Raw genomic sequence first — 16,606 nt, 5'->3', positions numbered from 1 at the left:
AGGGCTTGGGCATATGTTTAAGAAAGTATTGATTGCCAACCGCGGCGAAATTGCCGTGCGTATTATCAAAGCATGTCACGAGTTGGGAATCAGCGCCGTCGTCGTATATTCTGAAGCCGACCGCGATTCCCTGCCTGTCCGCCTGGCCGACGAAGCGTACTGCATCGGACAGGCTCAGGCCAAGAAAAGCTATTTGGATATTGCCCGCATTATCGAAACGGCGAAGGCGGCTAAGGCCGATGCCATTCATCCGGGCTATGGATTTTTGTCGGAAAACGCCGATTTTGCCGACGCCTGCGCAAACTATCACTTCACCTACATCGGAGCCAGCGGTGAAGCTATCCGCCACATGGGCGACAAGGCCATGGCCCGCAGCACGATGAAGCGCGTCGGCGTGCCCGTCATTCCGGGAACGGAAGACGTCATCTGCGATGAAGACGAAGCGCGCCGCACGGCAGAAGCCATCGGCTATCCCGTGCTGATCAAGGCTACGGCCGGCGGCGGCGGCAAGGGGATGCGCATCGTCGAAGACAGCACGGAGCTGGTCAAGGCCCTGCGGCAGGCTTCACAGGAAGCGGAACGCTCCTTCGGCAACGCCGGCGTGTATTTGGAAAAATACTTATCCCATTCGCGGCATGTAGAAATTCAGATCATGGCCGACAATTACGGCAACGTCGTCTACCTGGGCGAACGGGACTGCTCGACGCAGCGCCGTCATCAGAAGGTCATCGAAGAAGCGCCGTCGCCCGTCGTGTCGCCGGACATGCGGAAGAAGATGGGCGAAGCCGCCGTCATGGCCGCCAAAGCCGTCGACTACAGCGGCGCAGGCACTGTCGAGTTCATCGTAGACGATACGGGAAATTTCTATTTCATGGAAATGAATACGCGCATCCAAGTCGAACATCCCGTCACGGAAATGGTGACGGGGACAGACCTGATCAAGGCGCAGATACTCGTTGCGGCAGGGGAAAAGCTGCCGTGGACGCAGGCCGACATCCGCATGAACGGCTGGGCTGTCGAATGCCGCATCAACGCTGAGGACCCGATGCACAATTTCATGCCCTGCCCAGGGAAAATCACGCGCTATACGCCGCCCTTCGGCCGCGGTATCCGCGTGGACAGCGCTATGTACAGAGGCTGCGTCATTACGCCGTTTTACGACTCGATGATTGCCAAGCTCATCGTATGGGCTCCGACGCGGCTGGAAGCTATCGACAAGATGGAAAAAGCCTTGGCCGATTTTAAAATTGAGGGCGTGACGACGAATATTCCCCTGCAGCGGAAGATCTTGATGACGGAAGCCTTCCGATGCGGCCAGGTCAACACGAATTACTTGGAAGAGCATCTGGAAGAGATTTTAAATACATAGAAAGAAGGGAACTGTCATGGATTTAGCGAAAGCGTCTCCGGCAGAAGTGCGAAGCCTCATCCGGGCCGGAGAATTGGATAAGCCGACGAGCGGCATGTGCGCTCCCTACGCCCAGGCCAATATGGCCGTGCTGCCGAAGGAACTGGCCTTTGATTTCCTGCTGTTCACGCAGCGCAACAAGGTGCCCTGCCCCGTGTTGGACGTGACGGAAGCCGGCTCTCCCGTGCCGAAGCTCGTGGCTCCCAAAGCCGACCTGCGGCACGACATACCGCGGTACCGCATTTATCGCCATGGCGAGCTGACTGACGAAGTGACCGATGCCGCGCCGTTCTGGCGCGACGATTTGGTGGCCTTTTTGCTGGGCTGCAGTTTTTCTTTTGAAGGCCCCATGATAGAGGCGGGCCTGGAAATCCGCCACATTACGGACAACCACAACGTGCCCATGTACAAGACGAATATCGAGTGCGTGCCGGCCGGCGTATTTCACGGTCCCATGGTCGTGTCCATGCGGCCCATGAAGCCTGCCGATGCGATCCGGGCCGTGCAGATTACGACGCGCATGCCCTTCGTCCACGGCGCGCCGATCCACATCGGCGATCCCGAAGCCATCGGCATTTCCGACATCGACAAGCCCGACTTCGGCGAGCGGTCCGACATCAAGCCAGGCGAAGTGCCCGTCTTCTGGGCCTGCGGCGTGACGCCTCAGGCCGTGGCCATGGCCGTGAAGCCGGAGTTCATGATTACCCATGCGCCGGGCTACATGTTCATTACGGACGTCCTGAATTCGCAGCTGTCCATCATGTAAGAAGGCATACAAAAAGAGCTGAATGCATACGCTTAGACGCGTGCATTCAGCTTTTTTTATAAAGGTTTTAGGAAAGCTCCTGCTTTGAAAGGGTATAGATGACGGCGAAGCCGGCCGCCAGGGGAACGACGGCGGACACGAGGGAGAGCAGATCCGTCGGGACGCCGGGGAACAGCTCCCACATGGAGCCGAGGACGAAGCCTAAGATGATGAGGTACGTCGCCTGGGGATAGCGGCTCATAGCTTTTTCCAGCAATTTCGTCGTTGCCACGATGCCGGCGATGACGCCGCCGCCCAAGGGGATGAGCAGGGAAAAGGACAGGCTGCTGATGGCCAGCAGTATCTGGTCGTATACGCCTAAGAGATACAGCAGGTACGATACGCTGATGCCCGGCAGAATGAGGGCGATGGAGGCGACGAAGCCCGTCACGATCCACAGGATGAGGAAGAACAAGCCGACCTCCGTCTGGGCGTGCAGCCCGTCTATAGGCGCGGCGGCGAACAAAGCGACGATGACCACGCCCAAGAGGATATACAGGACGGCCTTAGCTGACAGTCTGGAGATATTTCCCTGGCGGAAGGTAATAGGGACGCTGCCGGCTACGGCGCCCAGGAAGAAGTACGACGTGGGAATAGGATACGTTTCCATGAAGTGAAGCAGCGGCTTGGCGAAGGCGATGATGCCGAGGCCGCCGCCGGCGGAGAAGGCGCACAGAAAGAAAAAGGAGGCCTTATCGAGCCGCGTCAGGGCGCTGACGGCGTGAATGAGCTTGTCGTATATGCCTAATACGATGGCCATGGAGCCGCCGCTGACGCCGGGAACGAGCATCGTTCCGCCGACGATCAAGCCTTTTAGAAACGTAACTATAGGAGAGTGCTTCATAATCAATATCGTGTCCTTTCTATAAAGAGGGCGTATGTCGGTATGTGAAGTACAGTCTTATTCCAGCATCATGCTGTGGGCGTAGCCCGTCGCGCCGTCGTATTCGCCGCCGAGGATTTTTACGAGGACGAAGCCTTTTTCATCGGCCGGGCTCAGTGATTTTACGCGCGTCGGATTCATAAAGACGATGACCTCGTCGGAGCGCACCATCTGGCGAATCAGCTCGACGTCGTGGTTTTGAAAGGCGTCGAGAAATTCTGGAATAGTCCCGGCGTCGCAGACGATGTAGGTGCCGCGGAGCATCAGGTACTCTTTATTCGTCTCGATGGCTGGAAAGGAGGGCTTTTGCTCCGGCGGCACGGCCTTGACTGACGAGTACTGCGAAAAGTCGACGTGAGTCTTGGCGTTTTCCTGCAGCGAGTATAGATAGTAGCCAGCCAGAATCAGGCACAGCAGGACGAAGGGTAGGAAGAGGCGCTGCATATAGTGAGCGGCCTGTTCTAGTGTTTTGTGCGCCTCAGCCTTTCGCTGCGTTTCTTCCTCCGTCGGTTCGTGGAGCGCGCCGGCCATGACGGCCGACAGGGGCAGCCCGTAGTTGCCGATGGGATACAGATTTTCCATCCAGTTCATGCCGCAGGCGCAGGCCATGGCCCGGCTGAGGGAATTGTCCAGGTCTACAGAAATGTTCATGTAATGCATAATCGATAAAAAAGAAAAGTTTTCCAAGTCGGCAATATAGGCCGCGGCGAGAAATTTCAGGTCGCGGACGTAGGCGTCTTCCATGGAAAAGGGCTTGCCGCTGGCTTCGTAGCTGGCCTTGATGGCCAGGAAGAGCTGTTCTGACGAATACGCCGAAAGGACGGCGTTTTTCAGCAATATCTTGATTTCACCGTCCCAGACGTCGGCGAAGGGCTGGCAGTCGGCGACCATGTCGGCCGTGATTTTGCGGCACGTAAACTCGTCCGTCGGCGGCTTGATCAAGAAGGTGAGACCGTGGACGCTGCCGTCGCTGATCCATGCCAGGGACAGGCGGCAAATGCTGTTTAAGTTGTCGTTGGCCAAATCGGCCGTCACGGCGATGGGCCGGTTCGGATGCTTTCGGGACAGCGATTCGAGCGTTTTCTGCATTTGTTCGTCAGACATGGGAACCCTTCCTTTCGTCTGTATTTCCAAGGGAGCAGGCCGATAGGAAAAACGAGGTGCCATGGAACGGGATGGGCCGTTCCATTGTACCTCGCCGTATTAGCGGTAATTCTTGTGATACGGATGGGACGAGCGGGCCGGACGGTACGACGTCTGCGACTTGAGGCGGAAGTAATTGTGCTTTACCGTCTTGTTCTTGTCGTCCGTAATGGTGTTTACGTCGAACAGCTTCAGCGATTCGATAAAGGGGACAAATTTCTTGTAGCCGAAGTTGCGCACGTCGAAGTCGGAGAACTGCTTGCTCAGCAAATTCCCCAGGGTGCCGGAAAAAATCCAGCCGTTGTCGTCGGAGTTTTCTTCGGTCAGCTTGATGAGAGCCTGCTTGATGGTCAGGAAATCCTTGCCCGGCGTTTTTTCGTGAGCCAGTACGTAAGGCTGGGCCGCTACGGCCGTATCCGGCGTTGAAACAGGCTTAGCTTCTTCGCTTTCGTTTTCTTCCGCTTCTTCCAGCAGGACGTCTAAATACAGAAACTTGTTGCACGCCGAGATGAAGGAGCGGGGCGTCTTGCTTTCGCCCATGCCGAGAACGTATTTCTGCGATTCGCGCAGGCGCGATGCCAGGCGGGTAAAGTCGCTGTCCGACGATACGATGCAGAAGCCGTCGAGATGGCTCTGATACAGCAGGTCCATCGTGTCGATGATGAGGGCCGAATCGGACGAATTCTTGCGCGTCGTGTTGCTGTACTGCTGCACGGGCTGGATAGCGTTGTCCAGAATGGTGCTGCGCCACGAGGCCATCTGCGGTGTCGTCCAGTTTCCGTAAATGCGCTTGTATATGACGTCGCCTAAGTTGTTGGCTTCCGATAAGATGACGTCAATGTACTTATTGGAAATATTTTCCGCGTCGATGAGGACGGCTAATTTCATTTCATGATCCATAAGTGTGATTCCTCCTGCCTGCTATTGTATCATTTAGGCAGGGAAAATAAAAGATACTGTGTTATGCCGATTACAGCAGGGCCTGCAGGCGTGCCGTCACGGCGGCTGGGTCCGGCTCGGCGCTCAGGTCGGCAATAGGCTGGGGCCCGACGTAGAGCATCTGTCCCTGTGTATGGACGGAGGCCGTCGGCCGCTTGTTCTGATGGTAGACGGCGGCCAGGTTGCCGGCAACTAGGTAGGCCTGTTCCCGGCCGCTCATAGAAGCCGTATCGGCCGGGGCGAACCATTCCTTGCCGCGGATGGAAATCATGCCCGTTTCGGCGTCGACCTTGACGACGTTGTTGCTCCATTTCGTTAGGGTCTTGCTGTACGTGTCGCGGCGGCTGACGTTGGTCGGATGGTCGTTGAACAGCTCCATGACGCCGCTCGTCTTGACGGAGCCGCCCTTTTCCAGCATGCGCTGCCATAAGGCGGCGCCCGCGCCGGGGTTGTAGCCTGCGCCGACGGCGTATTCGAAGGCCAGCTTGTCCGCTTCCTTTTCCATGGGCTTGGTGACCAGGTTAGCCGTGCCGATTTGCGACAAGATAGCTGAACCGAGCTGGGCCGCGCTGCCGTTGGCTCCGGCCAGCGATGCCAGTAAATCGAGGGGCATGGATTTCTTGACGCCTTCGATGGGATGGTTTTCCTGGCCGTGACCCATTTCGTGAGCCAGGACGAAGGCGACTTCGTTTTCGTTGTAGTTCAGGGGCTCAAAGAGGCCGATGTTGACGCTCATGTTGTGGCCGATGGTACAGAAGGCGTTGAAGGACGTGTCGTTGTTGACGAAATAATTGTACGGCTTATCCAGGATGGACGGGTCGATGGCCGCGACGGAGCGGGACAGGTTTTCCATGACGCGGGCCGTCATGGCGTTGGCCTGCGGGTCGTAATTGACGCCGTACTGGGCCTTGACCTGTTCCATGAATTCGTCGCGCCCTTCGTTGTCCAGATAGCTGAGCTGCTTATTCAGGCTGGCGTACTGTACGCCGGCTCCGATGATCGTGCCGATGGCGCCGAGGTTAATGGCCTGGACTGGCGCGGCCGGTGCGGCGGCTGTGCTGAGGGTGATGCAGATGGCGGCGCGTATGGCCGCTCGTTTCCATGATGATGCGGACATGAGAGGTATCTCCTTTCTCCTGCGCAGGCAGGGCGGCAGAGGCGGTATCGGCGAAGCAGATACCGTGACTATACATCGTGCATATACATGTAGTATACCATGCCATAGGCGCGCGGCGATAGCGGAGCGCTTATGGCAGCGTATTGACAATGAGACGAAAGTCTTTTACTATGAAACGCATAACAAAGGGAAAAGAAGGGATGGACTATGACTATACGACTTGACGGCAAGACGGCGCCGTTTTTTATTATCGCCGCCGGCATCTGCTGGGGCGTCATCGGGATTTTTTCCCGTCAGCTGGCGGCGCTGGGATTTTCGCCGGTCCAGATTGCCTTCGGCCGCTCCTTTGTGACGGCAGTGGTCATGGTGCTGTTCATGGCCAGCACGAGGTCGTCAGAGCTGGCCATTGCCAAGCGGGACATATGGATGTTCCTGGGGACGGGCCTGTGCAGCATCGTCTTTTTCAACATCTGCTATTTCACGGCGATCCAGCTGACGACCTTGTCCATGGCGGCCATTTTGCTGTACACCGCGCCGAGCATCGTCATGGTCCTGTCGGTCCTGTTGTTTAAAGAAGCCTTCACGCCGGTGAAAGCCCTGTGCCTGGTCCTGGCCTTTGCCGGGTGCGTCCTCGTCAGCGGGCTGGGCGTAGGGAAGGTCAACGTTCCCGGCGTCCTGGCCGGGTTGGGAGCCGGCTTCGGCTACGCCTTGTATTCGATTTTTGCCCGCTATGCTTTGGCGAAATACACGCCCTTTGCCGTGACGACGTGGACCTTTGTCGTCGCCGCGGCCGGGCTTATCGGTTTCAGCCATGCCGGACAGATTGCCGCTGTCGTCCTGGCAGTGCCCGAAGCGGCGGCTCTGTTCGTCCTGCTGGGCGTCGTGTCGACGGCGCTGCCCTTCGGCCTGTATACGCTGGGGCTCAATAAGATGGAAGCGGGGAAAGCGTCTATCCTGGCGTCTGTCGAACCGCTGACGTCGACCCTCGTCGGCGTCGCCGTATTTCACGAACTCCTTACGGCGGCCGGCCTCGGCGGTATCGCCTGTATTTTGGGAGCCGTCGTGCTGCTGAACTGCAAATCCTGATCAGCGGACGAATTCTAAGCGGAATCGCCGCCCCGGCGTGATATAGTTCAGCAAAAACCGTTCTTCTGGCAGGATTTGGGCGGCGATCATCGTCTTGTCGTCTTCTTCGGCGTCGGCCGTCATAATCGCCATTTCTCCCCGGTACCGCAAGTACATATCCGTGTCGATGGTTACGTCGCCGCGCCGCAGGCCGCGGCGGGGGCAAGCCTCGTCTCTTACAATGGAGCCGCTCGCATGAGAGCGGCTTTCCTGCGTCCGTATCATATCGCGGGACGGGTCCAGGCGGGACGTAAAGGTATAGGACAGGAAATCGCGGACCCAGGGCTCGCGGCTGCAGAGGCGGGCCTTTAAGACGACGACGCCCTTCTCTTCGCGGCCCGCCGCGGCGAGGGCTTCCAGCTCCGCGTCGGACGGCTGGCCGTCGCCGATGAAGGCCGACTGGACGCCTAAGGCGGCCAGATGACGGGCCGTCAGGCTGACGTCGAGGCGGCGGTGGTCTTCCAGCGTCGGCAGCCCTTCGAATAAAGGCCCGCGCCGGCCGTGCTGGCTGGGAATGAAGGCCCCGACAGACAGGCCTTCCCGCTGGAGCCACGCCGTCTGGGCGGTAAAAAAGGCTTCGCTCAGTCCCGTATGAGGCCGGGGATAGAAATTGTGCAGGCAGTCGATGCGGGAAAAGTCTGCGCCGGCGTCGCGCAGGGCGTCTAAATACTCGGGCTGTACCGTCGAGGCGTTGAGCTGGATGGACATGATGCGGCTGAATAAGGCCGTTTTTCGCACGTCGAAGCCGTAGTCCAGGCGGGCTGTCGTGATGCCCAGTTCCCGCAGCTGCTGCGGCTGAAGGCTGTCGGCGCCGAGGATGGCCGCCGTTTGGGGCGATACGTCGGCGACGACGTCCAGGCCGCGCCGCCGTGCCGTCTGCAGCAGGGCGCGCAGTTCCCGGCGCAGCGCCGCAGTGTCTGCTTCGGGAATATGCAGGGACGTAAACACACGGCTTATGCCTGCGTCGGCGGCCTTTTCCAGTAATGCCAAATGTTCTTCTGCCGTGCCGTGCAGGCCCGGGTACAGGGAGATTCCCGTTTTCATGATGTCGTTCCTCCTTATGGCTCGGGGTCATCGAAGCCGAGAATCCAGGCGGCGATGAAGCCGACGGCATAGGATACGGCCAGGCCGAGCAGGTAGATGGGAATATTATCGGTGCTGGCCGCCAGGGGCAGGCCGGAAATTCCTAAGGCTGCCGAGCCGACCATGTAGTAGGCCTGGACGGCGCCGCCGCAGGCTCCGCCGATGCAGGCTCCGATAAAGGGCTTGCCTAAGGGCAGGGTGACGCCGTAGATGAGGGGCTCGCCGACGCCCATGATGCCGACGGGCAGGGCCGAGGCGATGGTTTTGCGCAGCCCTTTGTTTTTCGTCTTGGCATATACGGCTAGGGCCGCTCCGACTTGTCCGCCGCCGGCCATGGCCAGGACGGGCAGGAGAATCGTCACGCCGTAGCGGGCCAGCAGCTCGGCGTGAATCGGCGTGAGGCCCTGGTGCACGCCGGCCATGACCATGGGCAGGAAGGCTCCGCCTAACAGGAAGCCCGTGACGGCTCCGCCGGAACGGATAGACTCCGTCGCCGCCGCGCCGATGGCCTCGGATATGCAGCCGCCGACGGGCTGGCAGATGCAGAGGGCCGCGAAGGTGGAAAGGAGGACTGTAATGAGGGGCGTCGCAAAGAGGTCGAACATGTCCGGAATATGGCGATGGAGCTTTTTTTCCAGCCAGGCGGCGAACAGCGACACGAGAAGGACGGCGACGACGCCGCCCCGGCCGGGCGCGAAGGCGATGCCGTCTGCTGAAATCGACGCCAGAGACGGATGGCTCATGACGGCGGCCAGCACGCCGCCGAGCATGGGCGAACCGCCGAAGGTCTTTACGGCGTTGATGCCGACGAATATATTCAGGCCGAAGAAAGCGGCGCTGCCGGCGACGGCCAGCATTTGCGCAATAGGCGACGCCGCCCACGACGGTTCTATTTTCAAGGCGACGTTCAGCAGTCCCGTAATGAGGCCGCAGGCGATGAAGGCCGGAATGATGGGGACGAAAATGGCGGAAATTTTCTTTAAGGCCAGCTTAGCCGGCGTGGCGTTCTTTTTTTGTATGGCGTCGTGGAGCTCTTTCCCGTCGCCGACCGACGCGGCCTGGGCAAGGGAGGAAATCGTGCCGCCGTCGGACTTGGGCGTCGCGCTGTCTTTTTCCAGAAGGGCTTTAAACTCCTTCGTCACCTTGGTGGCCTTGCCGGGGCCCAGGACGATCTGCCATTCGTCGCCCGACTTGTTGACGCCTAAGACGCCGGGAATTTTTTTGATTTCCTCGGCAGGGATGCCGCCGTCCTTGACGTGAAGACGCAGGCGGGTCATGCAGTTGTAGGCGTGGACGATGCGCTCGGCCGGCCCGACGGCGGCCAGCAGCTGTTCCGCTAATTCTTTATCGGTCATGAGGTGTCTCCTTGCATACCCGGTCTATGTATCCGCCGTGCGCGGCAAGCCGCTGCTCCGCTTCGGCGGCGGACACGCCGAGGCGCAGCATGACGATAGCCGTTTTAGCCTGCCCGCGGCATTGAAGCAGGGCCTGTTCGGCGTCCCTTCGTCCGCATTGGGCCGCTGTCATGACGATGCGGCAGGCTCGTTCTTTCAGCTTTTCATTAGAGGCCTTTACGTCGACCATGAGGTTGCCGTATACTTTGCCGAGCCGTATCATGGCCCCTGTAGACAGCATGTTGAGGATCATCTTCTGCGCCGTGCCGGCTTTCATGCGCGTCGAGCCGGTGATGACCTCCGGGCCGACGAGGGCGCATAAGTCGATTTGCGCATACTGGGCGATAGGGGCCTGAGGTGAGCAGTCGATGGAAATCGTCGCTGCGCCGACGGAAGCGGCGTACTGAAGTCCGCCGAGGACGTAAGGCGTCCGTCCCGACGCGCTGAGGCCGACGACGACGTCTTTTGCCGTCACGGCCTTGGCTGCCAGGTCGGCCCGTCCCATGTCCTGTGAGTCTTCGGCACCTTCCTTGGCCCGGAAGATGGCTTCGTACCCGCCGGCGATGAGGCCCTGGACCATGTCGGGGTCCGTGCTGTACGTCGGCGGACATTCGACGGCGTCGAGTATGCCCAGCCGTCCCGACGTACCCGAACCGATGTAAAATAACCGCCCTCCTTGCCGCAGCCGGCCGGCAATCAAGTCGACGGCGTCGGCAATGGCCGGGGCGATAGCGCCGACGGCGAGGGCAGCCTTTGTATCTTCTTCGTTGATAAGGCGTATCATATCCAGCGTAGACAGCCGGTCTATATGCCGCGTCTGTTCGTTGCGCTGTTCTGTTGCAATAGCGTGGAGATCAATCATATGCAGAGGTCCTTTCTTTACTTATACCTTCCATTATAGAAAGGATGGCATAGACGCGCAAGCCTTACTTTTTCTAAACTATTTCTAACTATTTTGTAAAAAATACGGGGCTTTTATTGACAAGGCGAAAGGGAACCCCTATAATGGCTTTAATTTCATAGTACGTGCGGCAAAGGCGCTGTTGAATCTGCATTCAACGGCGCTTTTTTGCGCGGCTGGAGGGAAAACGGAGCCGCGCGGCGCGTAGTGTGAAATAATCTGAACGGCAGAGGGGGAACTACTGATGAACGACGCCGATATGATTAAAACATATATGAAAACATACGAAGGACAGATTCGCCAGTGGCGGCGGCAGTTTCACGAATATCCGGAAACGAGCTTTCAGGAACGGCGGACGACGCTGCGAATCGTCAATATTCTGGAAGACATGGGCATTCCGTGCGAAGTGAATCCGGAGCAGCATACGGGCGTAGTCGCTAAGATTGAAGGGGATCATCCGGGAAAAGCTGTGGCCCTGCGGGCCGACATAGACGCCCTGCCCGTACAGGAAGCAAACGACGTGCCCTTCAAATCGCGCTGCAGCGGCTGTATGCACGCCTGCGGCCACGACGGCCATATCGCCGTGTTATTAGGGGCGGCGCGTATGCTGGTCAACATGAAGGACCGGCTGTACGGCACGGTGTATTTGATTTTTCAGCCCGGCGAAGAAACGGGGCGCGGCGCGCCGTATATGATACGCTTTGGAAACTGGTATGAAGAAATCGGCTCCATCTTCGGCGGCCATCTTTGGATCGACGTGCCGTCGGGGAAGGTGTCCGTCGAAAAAGGTGAACGGATGGCGGCGGCCGATGAATTCACCATTCTCGTACACGGCCTGGCAGGCCACGGCTCGCAGCCTCAGCAGACCGTGGACGCTACGGTCGTCGCGTCGGCCATCGTCCTGAATTTGCAGAGCGTCGTGTCGCGTCATGTCAGTCCGCTGGATTCGGTCGTCCTGACAGTCGGAACCATGAAGAGCGGCACGCGGTTCAACATCATTTCCGGCGAAGCGGAGCTGCGCGGTACGACGCGGTATTTCAAGAAAGAAATGGCGGAGGACATCAAGACGACGATGGAACGGATTGTTCAGAACACGGCGGCGGCTTACGGCGCCTCGGCAGAACTGCAGTACCGGGTCATGGTACCGCCCGTCGTCAACGAGGAAGGCTGCTCGGCCATTGCGGAAGACGCCGTCAGAAAGATTTTGGGCGGCGACGCCGTGACGACGCTGGAAAAGACGACAGGCGGCGAAGACTTCGCCTACTATCTGGAGAAGAAGCCCGGGTGCTTTGCCCTGATCGGCATTTATAATCCCGACGTCGGCGCCGTGCATTCCCATCACAGCGATACCTTTACGCTTGACGAATCGGCGCTGCCGGGAGCGGCCGGCATCTACGCCATGTATGCCGTAGACTGGCTGCGGCTTCATTCCTAACAGCCGCGCCGCAAATTGTTTTGTAGTGAAAAGGGGGAACATGCTATGAAATGCCTATTGACGGTGATTCCATTTATTTGGATTATTGCGGCCCTGCCGTTTGTGAATACCTTTCATCCGCAGATTGCCGGGCTGCCCTTCCTGGCCTTTTGGATTCAGGCCGGCGTCATCGTAACGGTGGCTTGTATCCATACGCTGTGGGTGCTGGATAAAAAAGACCGGATGCGGTCTAAAAAGGAGATGTAATATGACGCTGCATTTGGAATATATGTATCAGGACCCGCTTTGCCGTCCCGGAGAAATACCGCCGGCTCTGGAAGGGCTGAGTATTCTCAGCGGCGGCGGGGACGCCCATATATACGGGACGGTGATGACGCCGGGAAGACCGCCGGGAGAACGGCGTCCCTGCGCAATCCTACTGCACGGGTATCCGGGGTATACGTCGCTGTTCGATATCGGGCAGGGGCTGCGCCGGATGGGCGCCGTCGCCGTAAACATATCGTATCGGGGTTGCTGGGGAAGCGAAGGCCAGTATACCTTGTCGGGCATCATCGAAGACGCCGTGGCTGCGGCGGAGTGGGCCCGGACGACGGAAACAGCTTCTACATACGGTATTGATACGGGCAAGATGTTCTTTATCGGCCACAGCATGGGCGGATTTGCCGCCGTAAACGCCATGCGGCGTCTTCCCTGGATTTGCGGAGCCGCCGTCATGGCTCCTTACGATTTTCCGTCGTTGTTTGAAAGGGGAGACGAAGAATCGCTGAAGGAGCTGCTGATTCAGGGAGCCGACGTCCTGCGCCTGTCCAGTATGAAGGACTTATATGAAGACGCGCAGTATTGTCTTCACGCCGAGTTCGGCCTTCGCCATGCCGCCGAAGACCTCAAAGACAGGAACCTGTACTTCATCGGCGCGGCGAAAGACGATGTCGCGCCGGCGGCAGACATGATCGGGCCGCTGTGGCGGCAGCTGCAGCTCCATGAAACGTCAGCTGTGCAGCAGTTCGATATGGTGGAGGCCGACCATGCTTTTGATGAAACACGTCTGACTGTCGGCGCGATGATCGGCCAGTGGATGCAGGCCGTATTAGACGCGGCGACGCCGTAATTTGTATCTGTTCGAGAGGGGGAGTATGTTATGGAGGCAATGAGCGCACTGGTTATTTTATTTGTCTTCATCATCGGGATCGCCGTACTGGGCGCAATTCCCGGATTGAAAGATAAGCACATGAACGCTGAGAACTGGGCCGTCGGGGGACGGAATTTCGGACGCTGGCTGAACTGGTTTATCATGGCCGGCGAGGTGTATACGGCCTTTGCTTTTTTGGGGGCCAGCGGCTGGGCCTACGCCAAGGGCGGCCCGACCTTCTATATCCTTGGCTACGGGGCGCTGGCCTACGTCGTCGGCTATCATATTCTGCCGAGGGTCTGCCAGTACGGCCATCGCCATCAGCTCGTCACGCAGGGCGACTTGGTCGAATACCTGTACGACAGCCGGCCTTTAGGTATTTTAGTATCCTGCATCGGCGTCGCCTTTCTGCTTCCGTATTTGCAGCTGCAGCTGACGGCGCTGGGCCTTATCGTAGAGGTCACGTCCCTGGGCGCGATTCCGCGGGTATACGCCATGGTCATCGCCTTCGTCATGGTCGCTTTGTTTGTATTTTTGAGCGGCTTGAAGGGCGTCGCGTCGACGGCTGTCGTCAAGGACGTCATGATGATGGGCTCCATGTTGTTCTTCGGCTTATATCTGCCGTACCATTACTGCGGCGGCATCGGCGAAATGTTTGCCCAGGTCGAAGCGATGAAGCCGGGGTTTATGATGTTTCCCGGAGGCACAGGCAATCTGGATATCATCTGGGCTATGACGACCCTCGTCGTCATGGCGGCGGGGTTTTACATGTGGCCGCATTTTTCGACGAACACCTTCAGCGCCAAGGATCCCGATGTGCCGCGGCATAACGCCGTATGGCTGCCCGTGTGCCACCTGTTTCTCATCTTCCCGATGATCGTCGGCTTTACGGCCGTCCTGGTATATGCGGACAATCCGATTCCCGTCGCCGACATGGCCTTCTTATACATGGTCAAGGATTCCTTCCCCGTATGGGTGCTGGGAATTATCGGAGGGGCCGGCGCCCTGGCCTGCATGATTCCTGCGGCCGACCTGCTGCTGTCCACGTCCCTTCTCATTTCCCGCAATATATACATTAAAGGGCTGCGCCGCGGCGACGAAGGGATTTCGCCGGAGCACATGAAGCGGACGGCCCGATACTTGATTCTCATTTTGACGGCGGCGGCGCTGTATCTGTCTATTTTCCACTCCAATCTGCTCGTCAACCTGCTGCTGACAGGGTATTCCGGCGTCACCCAGTTTTTCCCGCTGCTGGTTTTGGGGATGTTTTGGAAGCAGGCCAGTAAGAAAGCCGCCCTTTGCGGACTGGTCGTCGGCGAAGTACTCGTGTTCTATCTCATGCTGAATCAGATGGACCCGCTGCCGGTGCTGGGCGGACACTTTAACGCCGGGTTTATCGCCTTAGCGGCGAACTTCGTCGTATTTGTTCTCGTCAGCGCCGTGACGAAAAACGGCAAGACGCGGTTAGTTTAATATTTTGTATTTTGCTTGCTGTATCATTGGAGGGACACCTATGCGGAAAGAACATGATTTTTTAGGGACGATGAACGTACCGGATGACGTATACTACGGCGTGCAGACGATGCGGGCCGTTAAGAATTTTCATATTACGGGCGAACGGCTGGATCCGGATTTTATTAAGGCCCTGGCGACTGTGAAAAAAGCGGCGGCGCTGGCGAATATGGAAACGGGGCGATTGAATGCCATCGTCGGGAAGGCGCTTACGCGCGCAGCCGATGAAATTATAGACGGACAGTGGCTCGATCAATTTCCCGTCGATCCGATTCAGGGCGGCGCCGGCACGTCTATCAACATGAATATGAACGAAGTCCTTTGTAATCGGGCTCTGGAAATCTTAGGCAAGCCGAAGGGTCGATACGACATCATTTCGCCGAACAACCATGCCAATATGGCCCAGTCGACGAACGACGTATTTCCGACGGGCATCAAAGTCTGCCTTGCCGCAAAGGGGAAGGCCTTGGCCAGTACGCTGCGGACGCTGGAATTTTGGCTGGATGAAAAGGCCGATGAATTTAGAAACGTATTGAAAATGGGCCGCACGCATTTGCAAGACGCCGTGCCGATTACGTTAGGACAAGAAATGGCCGCCTATGCGTCCGCCGTTCGCCGCGCCCGCAGGCGAATCGAAACGTCTCTGGACGACGTGCATGTTGTCAATATGGGCGGCACCGCTGTCGGCACAGGGCTGAACGCCGAACCGGAATACAGCAAGCTGGCCGCGGCGAAGTTGTCGGAGCTGACGGGGGAAATGTTCGTTACGGCCCGCAATATGGTCGATGCCACGAATAATACAGATGTATTTGCCGACGTATCGGGAAGCATGAAATCGGCGGCGCTGGTACTGATTAAAATGGCAAACGACATACGCCTTATGGCGTCCGGACCGAGATGCGGCCTTCATGAATTGAACGTGCCGCCCCGTCAGCCCGGGTCGTCTATTATGCCGGGCAAGGTGAATCCCGTTATCGCCGAAGTGCTGGATCAGACCTGCTATCAGGTTATTGGCAACGATATGGCGATTACGCTCGGCGTTGAAAACGGCCAGTTTGAATTGAACGTCATGGAGCCGGTCATGGCTTTTAATCTCTTTCATTCTATGGACTATTTGACGAATGCTGTACAGACCTTTGTAGATTACCTTCTGAAGGACTTGCAGGCGAATACGGACGGCTGCCGGCATTGGGTGGACCGCAGCGTAGGCGTGATTACGGCGCTGCTGCCGCATATCGGTTACGAAGAAGCTGCAATGCTGGCTAAAGAAGCGTACAGCACGGGACGGCCCGTCCGGGACATCATTTTGGCTCACGGCACCTTGACGAAAGAACAGCTCGACGTCATTCTTTCGCCGCAAGAGATGACGAAGCCGGGAATTGCGGGAGAAACGTTCCTCCATCGTCAGGACAGCCGGAAACTCGCTTCGAATTAACTGAATATATAAATCATAACTAACGCCGCCTCCGCGTTTTCCGACGATGAGGCGACGTTTTTTTGTGTGAAGGGAACCGGTCTTTGCGCAATCTCCACTTTATTTTTTTATAGATTCATGCTATCATACATAGCGTATAGTATTATTGTGCGCCCATAGCTCAGTTGGATAGAGCAGCAGTTTCCTAAACTGCGTGTCGGATGTTCGAGTCATCTTGGGCGCACCATTTTTTTATCTATGAGCCAGTCCGGACGGCCTGTTTCCTATGGGCGTCGTGAAATGCGGCGATACGAAGGC

15 protein-coding genes and 1 tRNA gene are annotated in these 16,606 nt (G+C 57.8%); 9 read left to right on the top strand and 7 right to left on the bottom strand.

Annotated features, from left to right (window positions below):
* Positions 1-13: 13 nt before the first annotated feature.
* Both accC and DKB62_RS05770 read left to right on the top strand, forming a co-directional pair.
* Positions 14-1,369, top strand: coding sequence for an acetyl-CoA carboxylase biotin carboxylase subunit (accC, locus tag DKB62_RS05775; protein WP_107196155.1), 1,356 nt, complete (start codon positions 14-16; stop codon positions 1,367-1,369).
* A 16-nt stretch (positions 1,370-1,385) separates the two neighbouring features.
* A complete protein-coding gene (locus DKB62_RS05770) occupies positions 1,386-2,174 on the top strand; it encodes a putative hydro-lyase (RefSeq protein WP_107196156.1) in 789 nt (262 codons plus the stop codon).
* Positions 2,175-2,241: 67 nt separating this feature from the next.
* Here the strand turns inward: DKB62_RS05770 and DKB62_RS05765 are convergent, their stop codons facing one another.
* From DKB62_RS05765 to DKB62_RS05750, 4 genes are all read right to left on the bottom strand, one after another.
* Positions 2,242-3,057 (bottom strand): DUF368 domain-containing protein, encoded by an 816-nt coding sequence (locus tag DKB62_RS05765; RefSeq protein ID WP_107196157.1) that lies wholly within the window; start codon positions 3,055-3,057, stop codon positions 2,242-2,244.
* Positions 3,058-3,114: 57 nt separating this feature from the next.
* Positions 3,115-4,200, bottom strand: coding sequence for a 3'-5' exonuclease family protein (locus DKB62_RS05760; RefSeq protein WP_232818799.1), 1,086 nt, complete (start codon positions 4,198-4,200; stop codon positions 3,115-3,117).
* Between the two features lie 99 nt (positions 4,201-4,299).
* The gene (locus DKB62_RS05755) at positions 4,300-5,139 is read right to left on the bottom strand and encodes an NYN domain-containing protein (RefSeq protein ID WP_107196158.1); all 840 of its coding nucleotides are present in this window, start codon (positions 5,137-5,139) and stop codon (positions 4,300-4,302) included.
* 70 nt (positions 5,140-5,209) lie between these two features.
* Entirely contained in the window at positions 5,210-6,295 is a 1,086-nt protein-coding gene (locus DKB62_RS05750; RefSeq protein ID WP_107196159.1) for a M48 family metallopeptidase, read from the bottom strand.
* 207 nt (positions 6,296-6,502) lie between these two features.
* Between DKB62_RS05750 and DKB62_RS05745 the strand changes: the two genes are divergently transcribed.
* The gene (locus DKB62_RS05745) at positions 6,503-7,381 is read left to right on the top strand and encodes a DMT family transporter (protein ID WP_232818800.1); all 879 of its coding nucleotides are present in this window, start codon (positions 6,503-6,505) and stop codon (positions 7,379-7,381) included.
* Here the strand turns inward: DKB62_RS05745 and DKB62_RS05740 are convergent, their stop codons facing one another.
* Genes DKB62_RS05740 through murQ form a run of 3 tightly spaced genes read right to left on the bottom strand, consistent with a single transcriptional unit; the run spans position 7,382 to position 10,759 of the window.
* The gene (locus DKB62_RS05740; RefSeq protein ID WP_107196160.1) at positions 7,382-8,464 is read right to left on the bottom strand and encodes a MupG family TIM beta-alpha barrel fold protein; all 1,083 of its coding nucleotides are present in this window, start codon (positions 8,462-8,464) and stop codon (positions 7,382-7,384) included.
* Positions 8,465-8,478: 14 nt separating this feature from the next.
* Positions 8,479-9,858 (bottom strand): PTS transporter subunit EIIC, encoded by a 1,380-nt coding sequence (locus DKB62_RS05735; RefSeq protein ID WP_107196161.1) that lies wholly within the window; start codon positions 9,856-9,858, stop codon positions 8,479-8,481.
* The gene (gene murQ / locus DKB62_RS05730; RefSeq protein WP_107196162.1) at positions 9,848-10,759 is read right to left on the bottom strand and encodes an N-acetylmuramic acid 6-phosphate etherase; all 912 of its coding nucleotides are present in this window, start codon (positions 10,757-10,759) and stop codon (positions 9,848-9,850) included. The genes DKB62_RS05735 and murQ overlap by 11 nt, the downstream gene beginning before the upstream one ends.
* Positions 10,760-11,042: 283 nt before the next feature.
* On the opposite strand from murQ, the gene DKB62_RS05725 reads away from it, so the two are divergent.
* The 6 genes from DKB62_RS05725 (at position 11,043) to DKB62_RS05700 (ending at position 16,535) form a co-directional block, all read left to right on the top strand.
* On the top strand, positions 11,043-12,233 hold the full coding sequence (locus tag DKB62_RS05725; RefSeq protein WP_107196163.1) for an amidohydrolase: 1,191 nt from the start codon (positions 11,043-11,045) through the stop codon (positions 12,231-12,233).
* A 45-nt stretch (positions 12,234-12,278) separates the two neighbouring features.
* Positions 12,279-12,479 (top strand): DUF3311 domain-containing protein, encoded by a 201-nt coding sequence (locus DKB62_RS05720; protein WP_095629715.1) that lies wholly within the window; start codon positions 12,279-12,281, stop codon positions 12,477-12,479.
* 1 nt (position 12,480) lies between these two features.
* Positions 12,481-13,341: an alpha/beta hydrolase family protein gene (locus DKB62_RS05715; protein ID WP_107196164.1), complete on the top strand. Its 861-nt coding sequence runs from the start codon at positions 12,481-12,483 to the stop codon at positions 13,339-13,341.
* Between the two features lie 30 nt (positions 13,342-13,371).
* On the top strand, positions 13,372-14,835 hold the full coding sequence (locus tag DKB62_RS05710; RefSeq protein ID WP_107196165.1) for a sodium:solute symporter family protein: 1,464 nt from the start codon (positions 13,372-13,374) through the stop codon (positions 14,833-14,835).
* Between the two features lie 40 nt (positions 14,836-14,875).
* A complete protein-coding gene (locus tag DKB62_RS05705) occupies positions 14,876-16,309 on the top strand; it encodes an aspartate ammonia-lyase (protein ID WP_107196166.1) in 1,434 nt (477 codons plus the stop codon).
* Between the two features lie 149 nt (positions 16,310-16,458).
* Positions 16,459-16,535 (top strand) — tRNA-Arg (locus tag DKB62_RS05700).
* The last annotated feature ends 71 nt before the right edge of the window (positions 16,536-16,606 follow it).

Source organism: Megasphaera stantonii (assembly GCF_003367905.1).
GTDB lineage: Bacteria > Bacillota > Negativicutes > Veillonellales > Megasphaeraceae > Megasphaera > Megasphaera stantonii.
This window is presented reverse-complemented; position numbering and strand designations above follow the sequence as displayed.

Excerpts from the sequence above, each read along its gene's own strand:
- DKB62_RS05760 (WP_232818799.1), bottom strand. The coding sequence starts at position 4,200 with ATGTCTGACGAACAAATGCAGAAAACGCTCGAATCGCTGTCCCGAAAG.
- DKB62_RS05750 (WP_107196159.1), bottom strand. The coding sequence starts at position 6,295 with ATGTCCGCATCATCATGGAAACGAGCGGCCATACGCGCCGCCATCTGC.
- DKB62_RS05725 (WP_107196163.1), top strand. The coding sequence starts at position 11,043 with ATGAACGACGCCGATATGATTAAAACATATATGAAAACATACGAAGGA.
- DKB62_RS05735 (WP_107196161.1), bottom strand. The coding sequence starts at position 9,858 with ATGACCGATAAAGAATTAGCGGAACAGCTGCTGGCCGCCGTCGGGCCG.
- DKB62_RS05765 (WP_107196157.1), bottom strand. The coding sequence starts at position 3,057 with ATGAAGCACTCTCCTATAGTTACGTTTCTAAAAGGCTTGATCGTCGGC.
- murQ (WP_107196162.1), bottom strand. The coding sequence starts at position 10,759 with ATGATTGATCTCCACGCTATTGCAACAGAACAGCGCAACGAACAGACG.
- accC (WP_107196155.1), top strand. The coding sequence starts at position 14 with ATGTTTAAGAAAGTATTGATTGCCAACCGCGGCGAAATTGCCGTGCGT.
- DKB62_RS05770 (WP_107196156.1), top strand. The coding sequence starts at position 1,386 with ATGGATTTAGCGAAAGCGTCTCCGGCAGAAGTGCGAAGCCTCATCCGG.
- DKB62_RS05705 (WP_107196166.1), top strand. The coding sequence starts at position 14,876 with ATGCGGAAAGAACATGATTTTTTAGGGACGATGAACGTACCGGATGAC.
- DKB62_RS05745 (WP_232818800.1), top strand. The coding sequence starts at position 6,503 with ATGACTATACGACTTGACGGCAAGACGGCGCCGTTTTTTATTATCGCC.
- DKB62_RS05715 (WP_107196164.1), top strand. The coding sequence starts at position 12,481 with ATGACGCTGCATTTGGAATATATGTATCAGGACCCGCTTTGCCGTCCC.
- DKB62_RS05720 (WP_095629715.1), top strand. The coding sequence starts at position 12,279 with ATGAAATGCCTATTGACGGTGATTCCATTTATTTGGATTATTGCGGCC.
- DKB62_RS05710 (WP_107196165.1), top strand. The coding sequence starts at position 13,372 with ATGGAGGCAATGAGCGCACTGGTTATTTTATTTGTCTTCATCATCGGG.
- DKB62_RS05740 (WP_107196160.1), bottom strand. The coding sequence starts at position 8,464 with ATGAAAACGGGAATCTCCCTGTACCCGGGCCTGCACGGCACGGCAGAA.
- DKB62_RS05755 (WP_107196158.1), bottom strand. The coding sequence starts at position 5,139 with ATGGATCATGAAATGAAATTAGCCGTCCTCATCGACGCGGAAAATATT.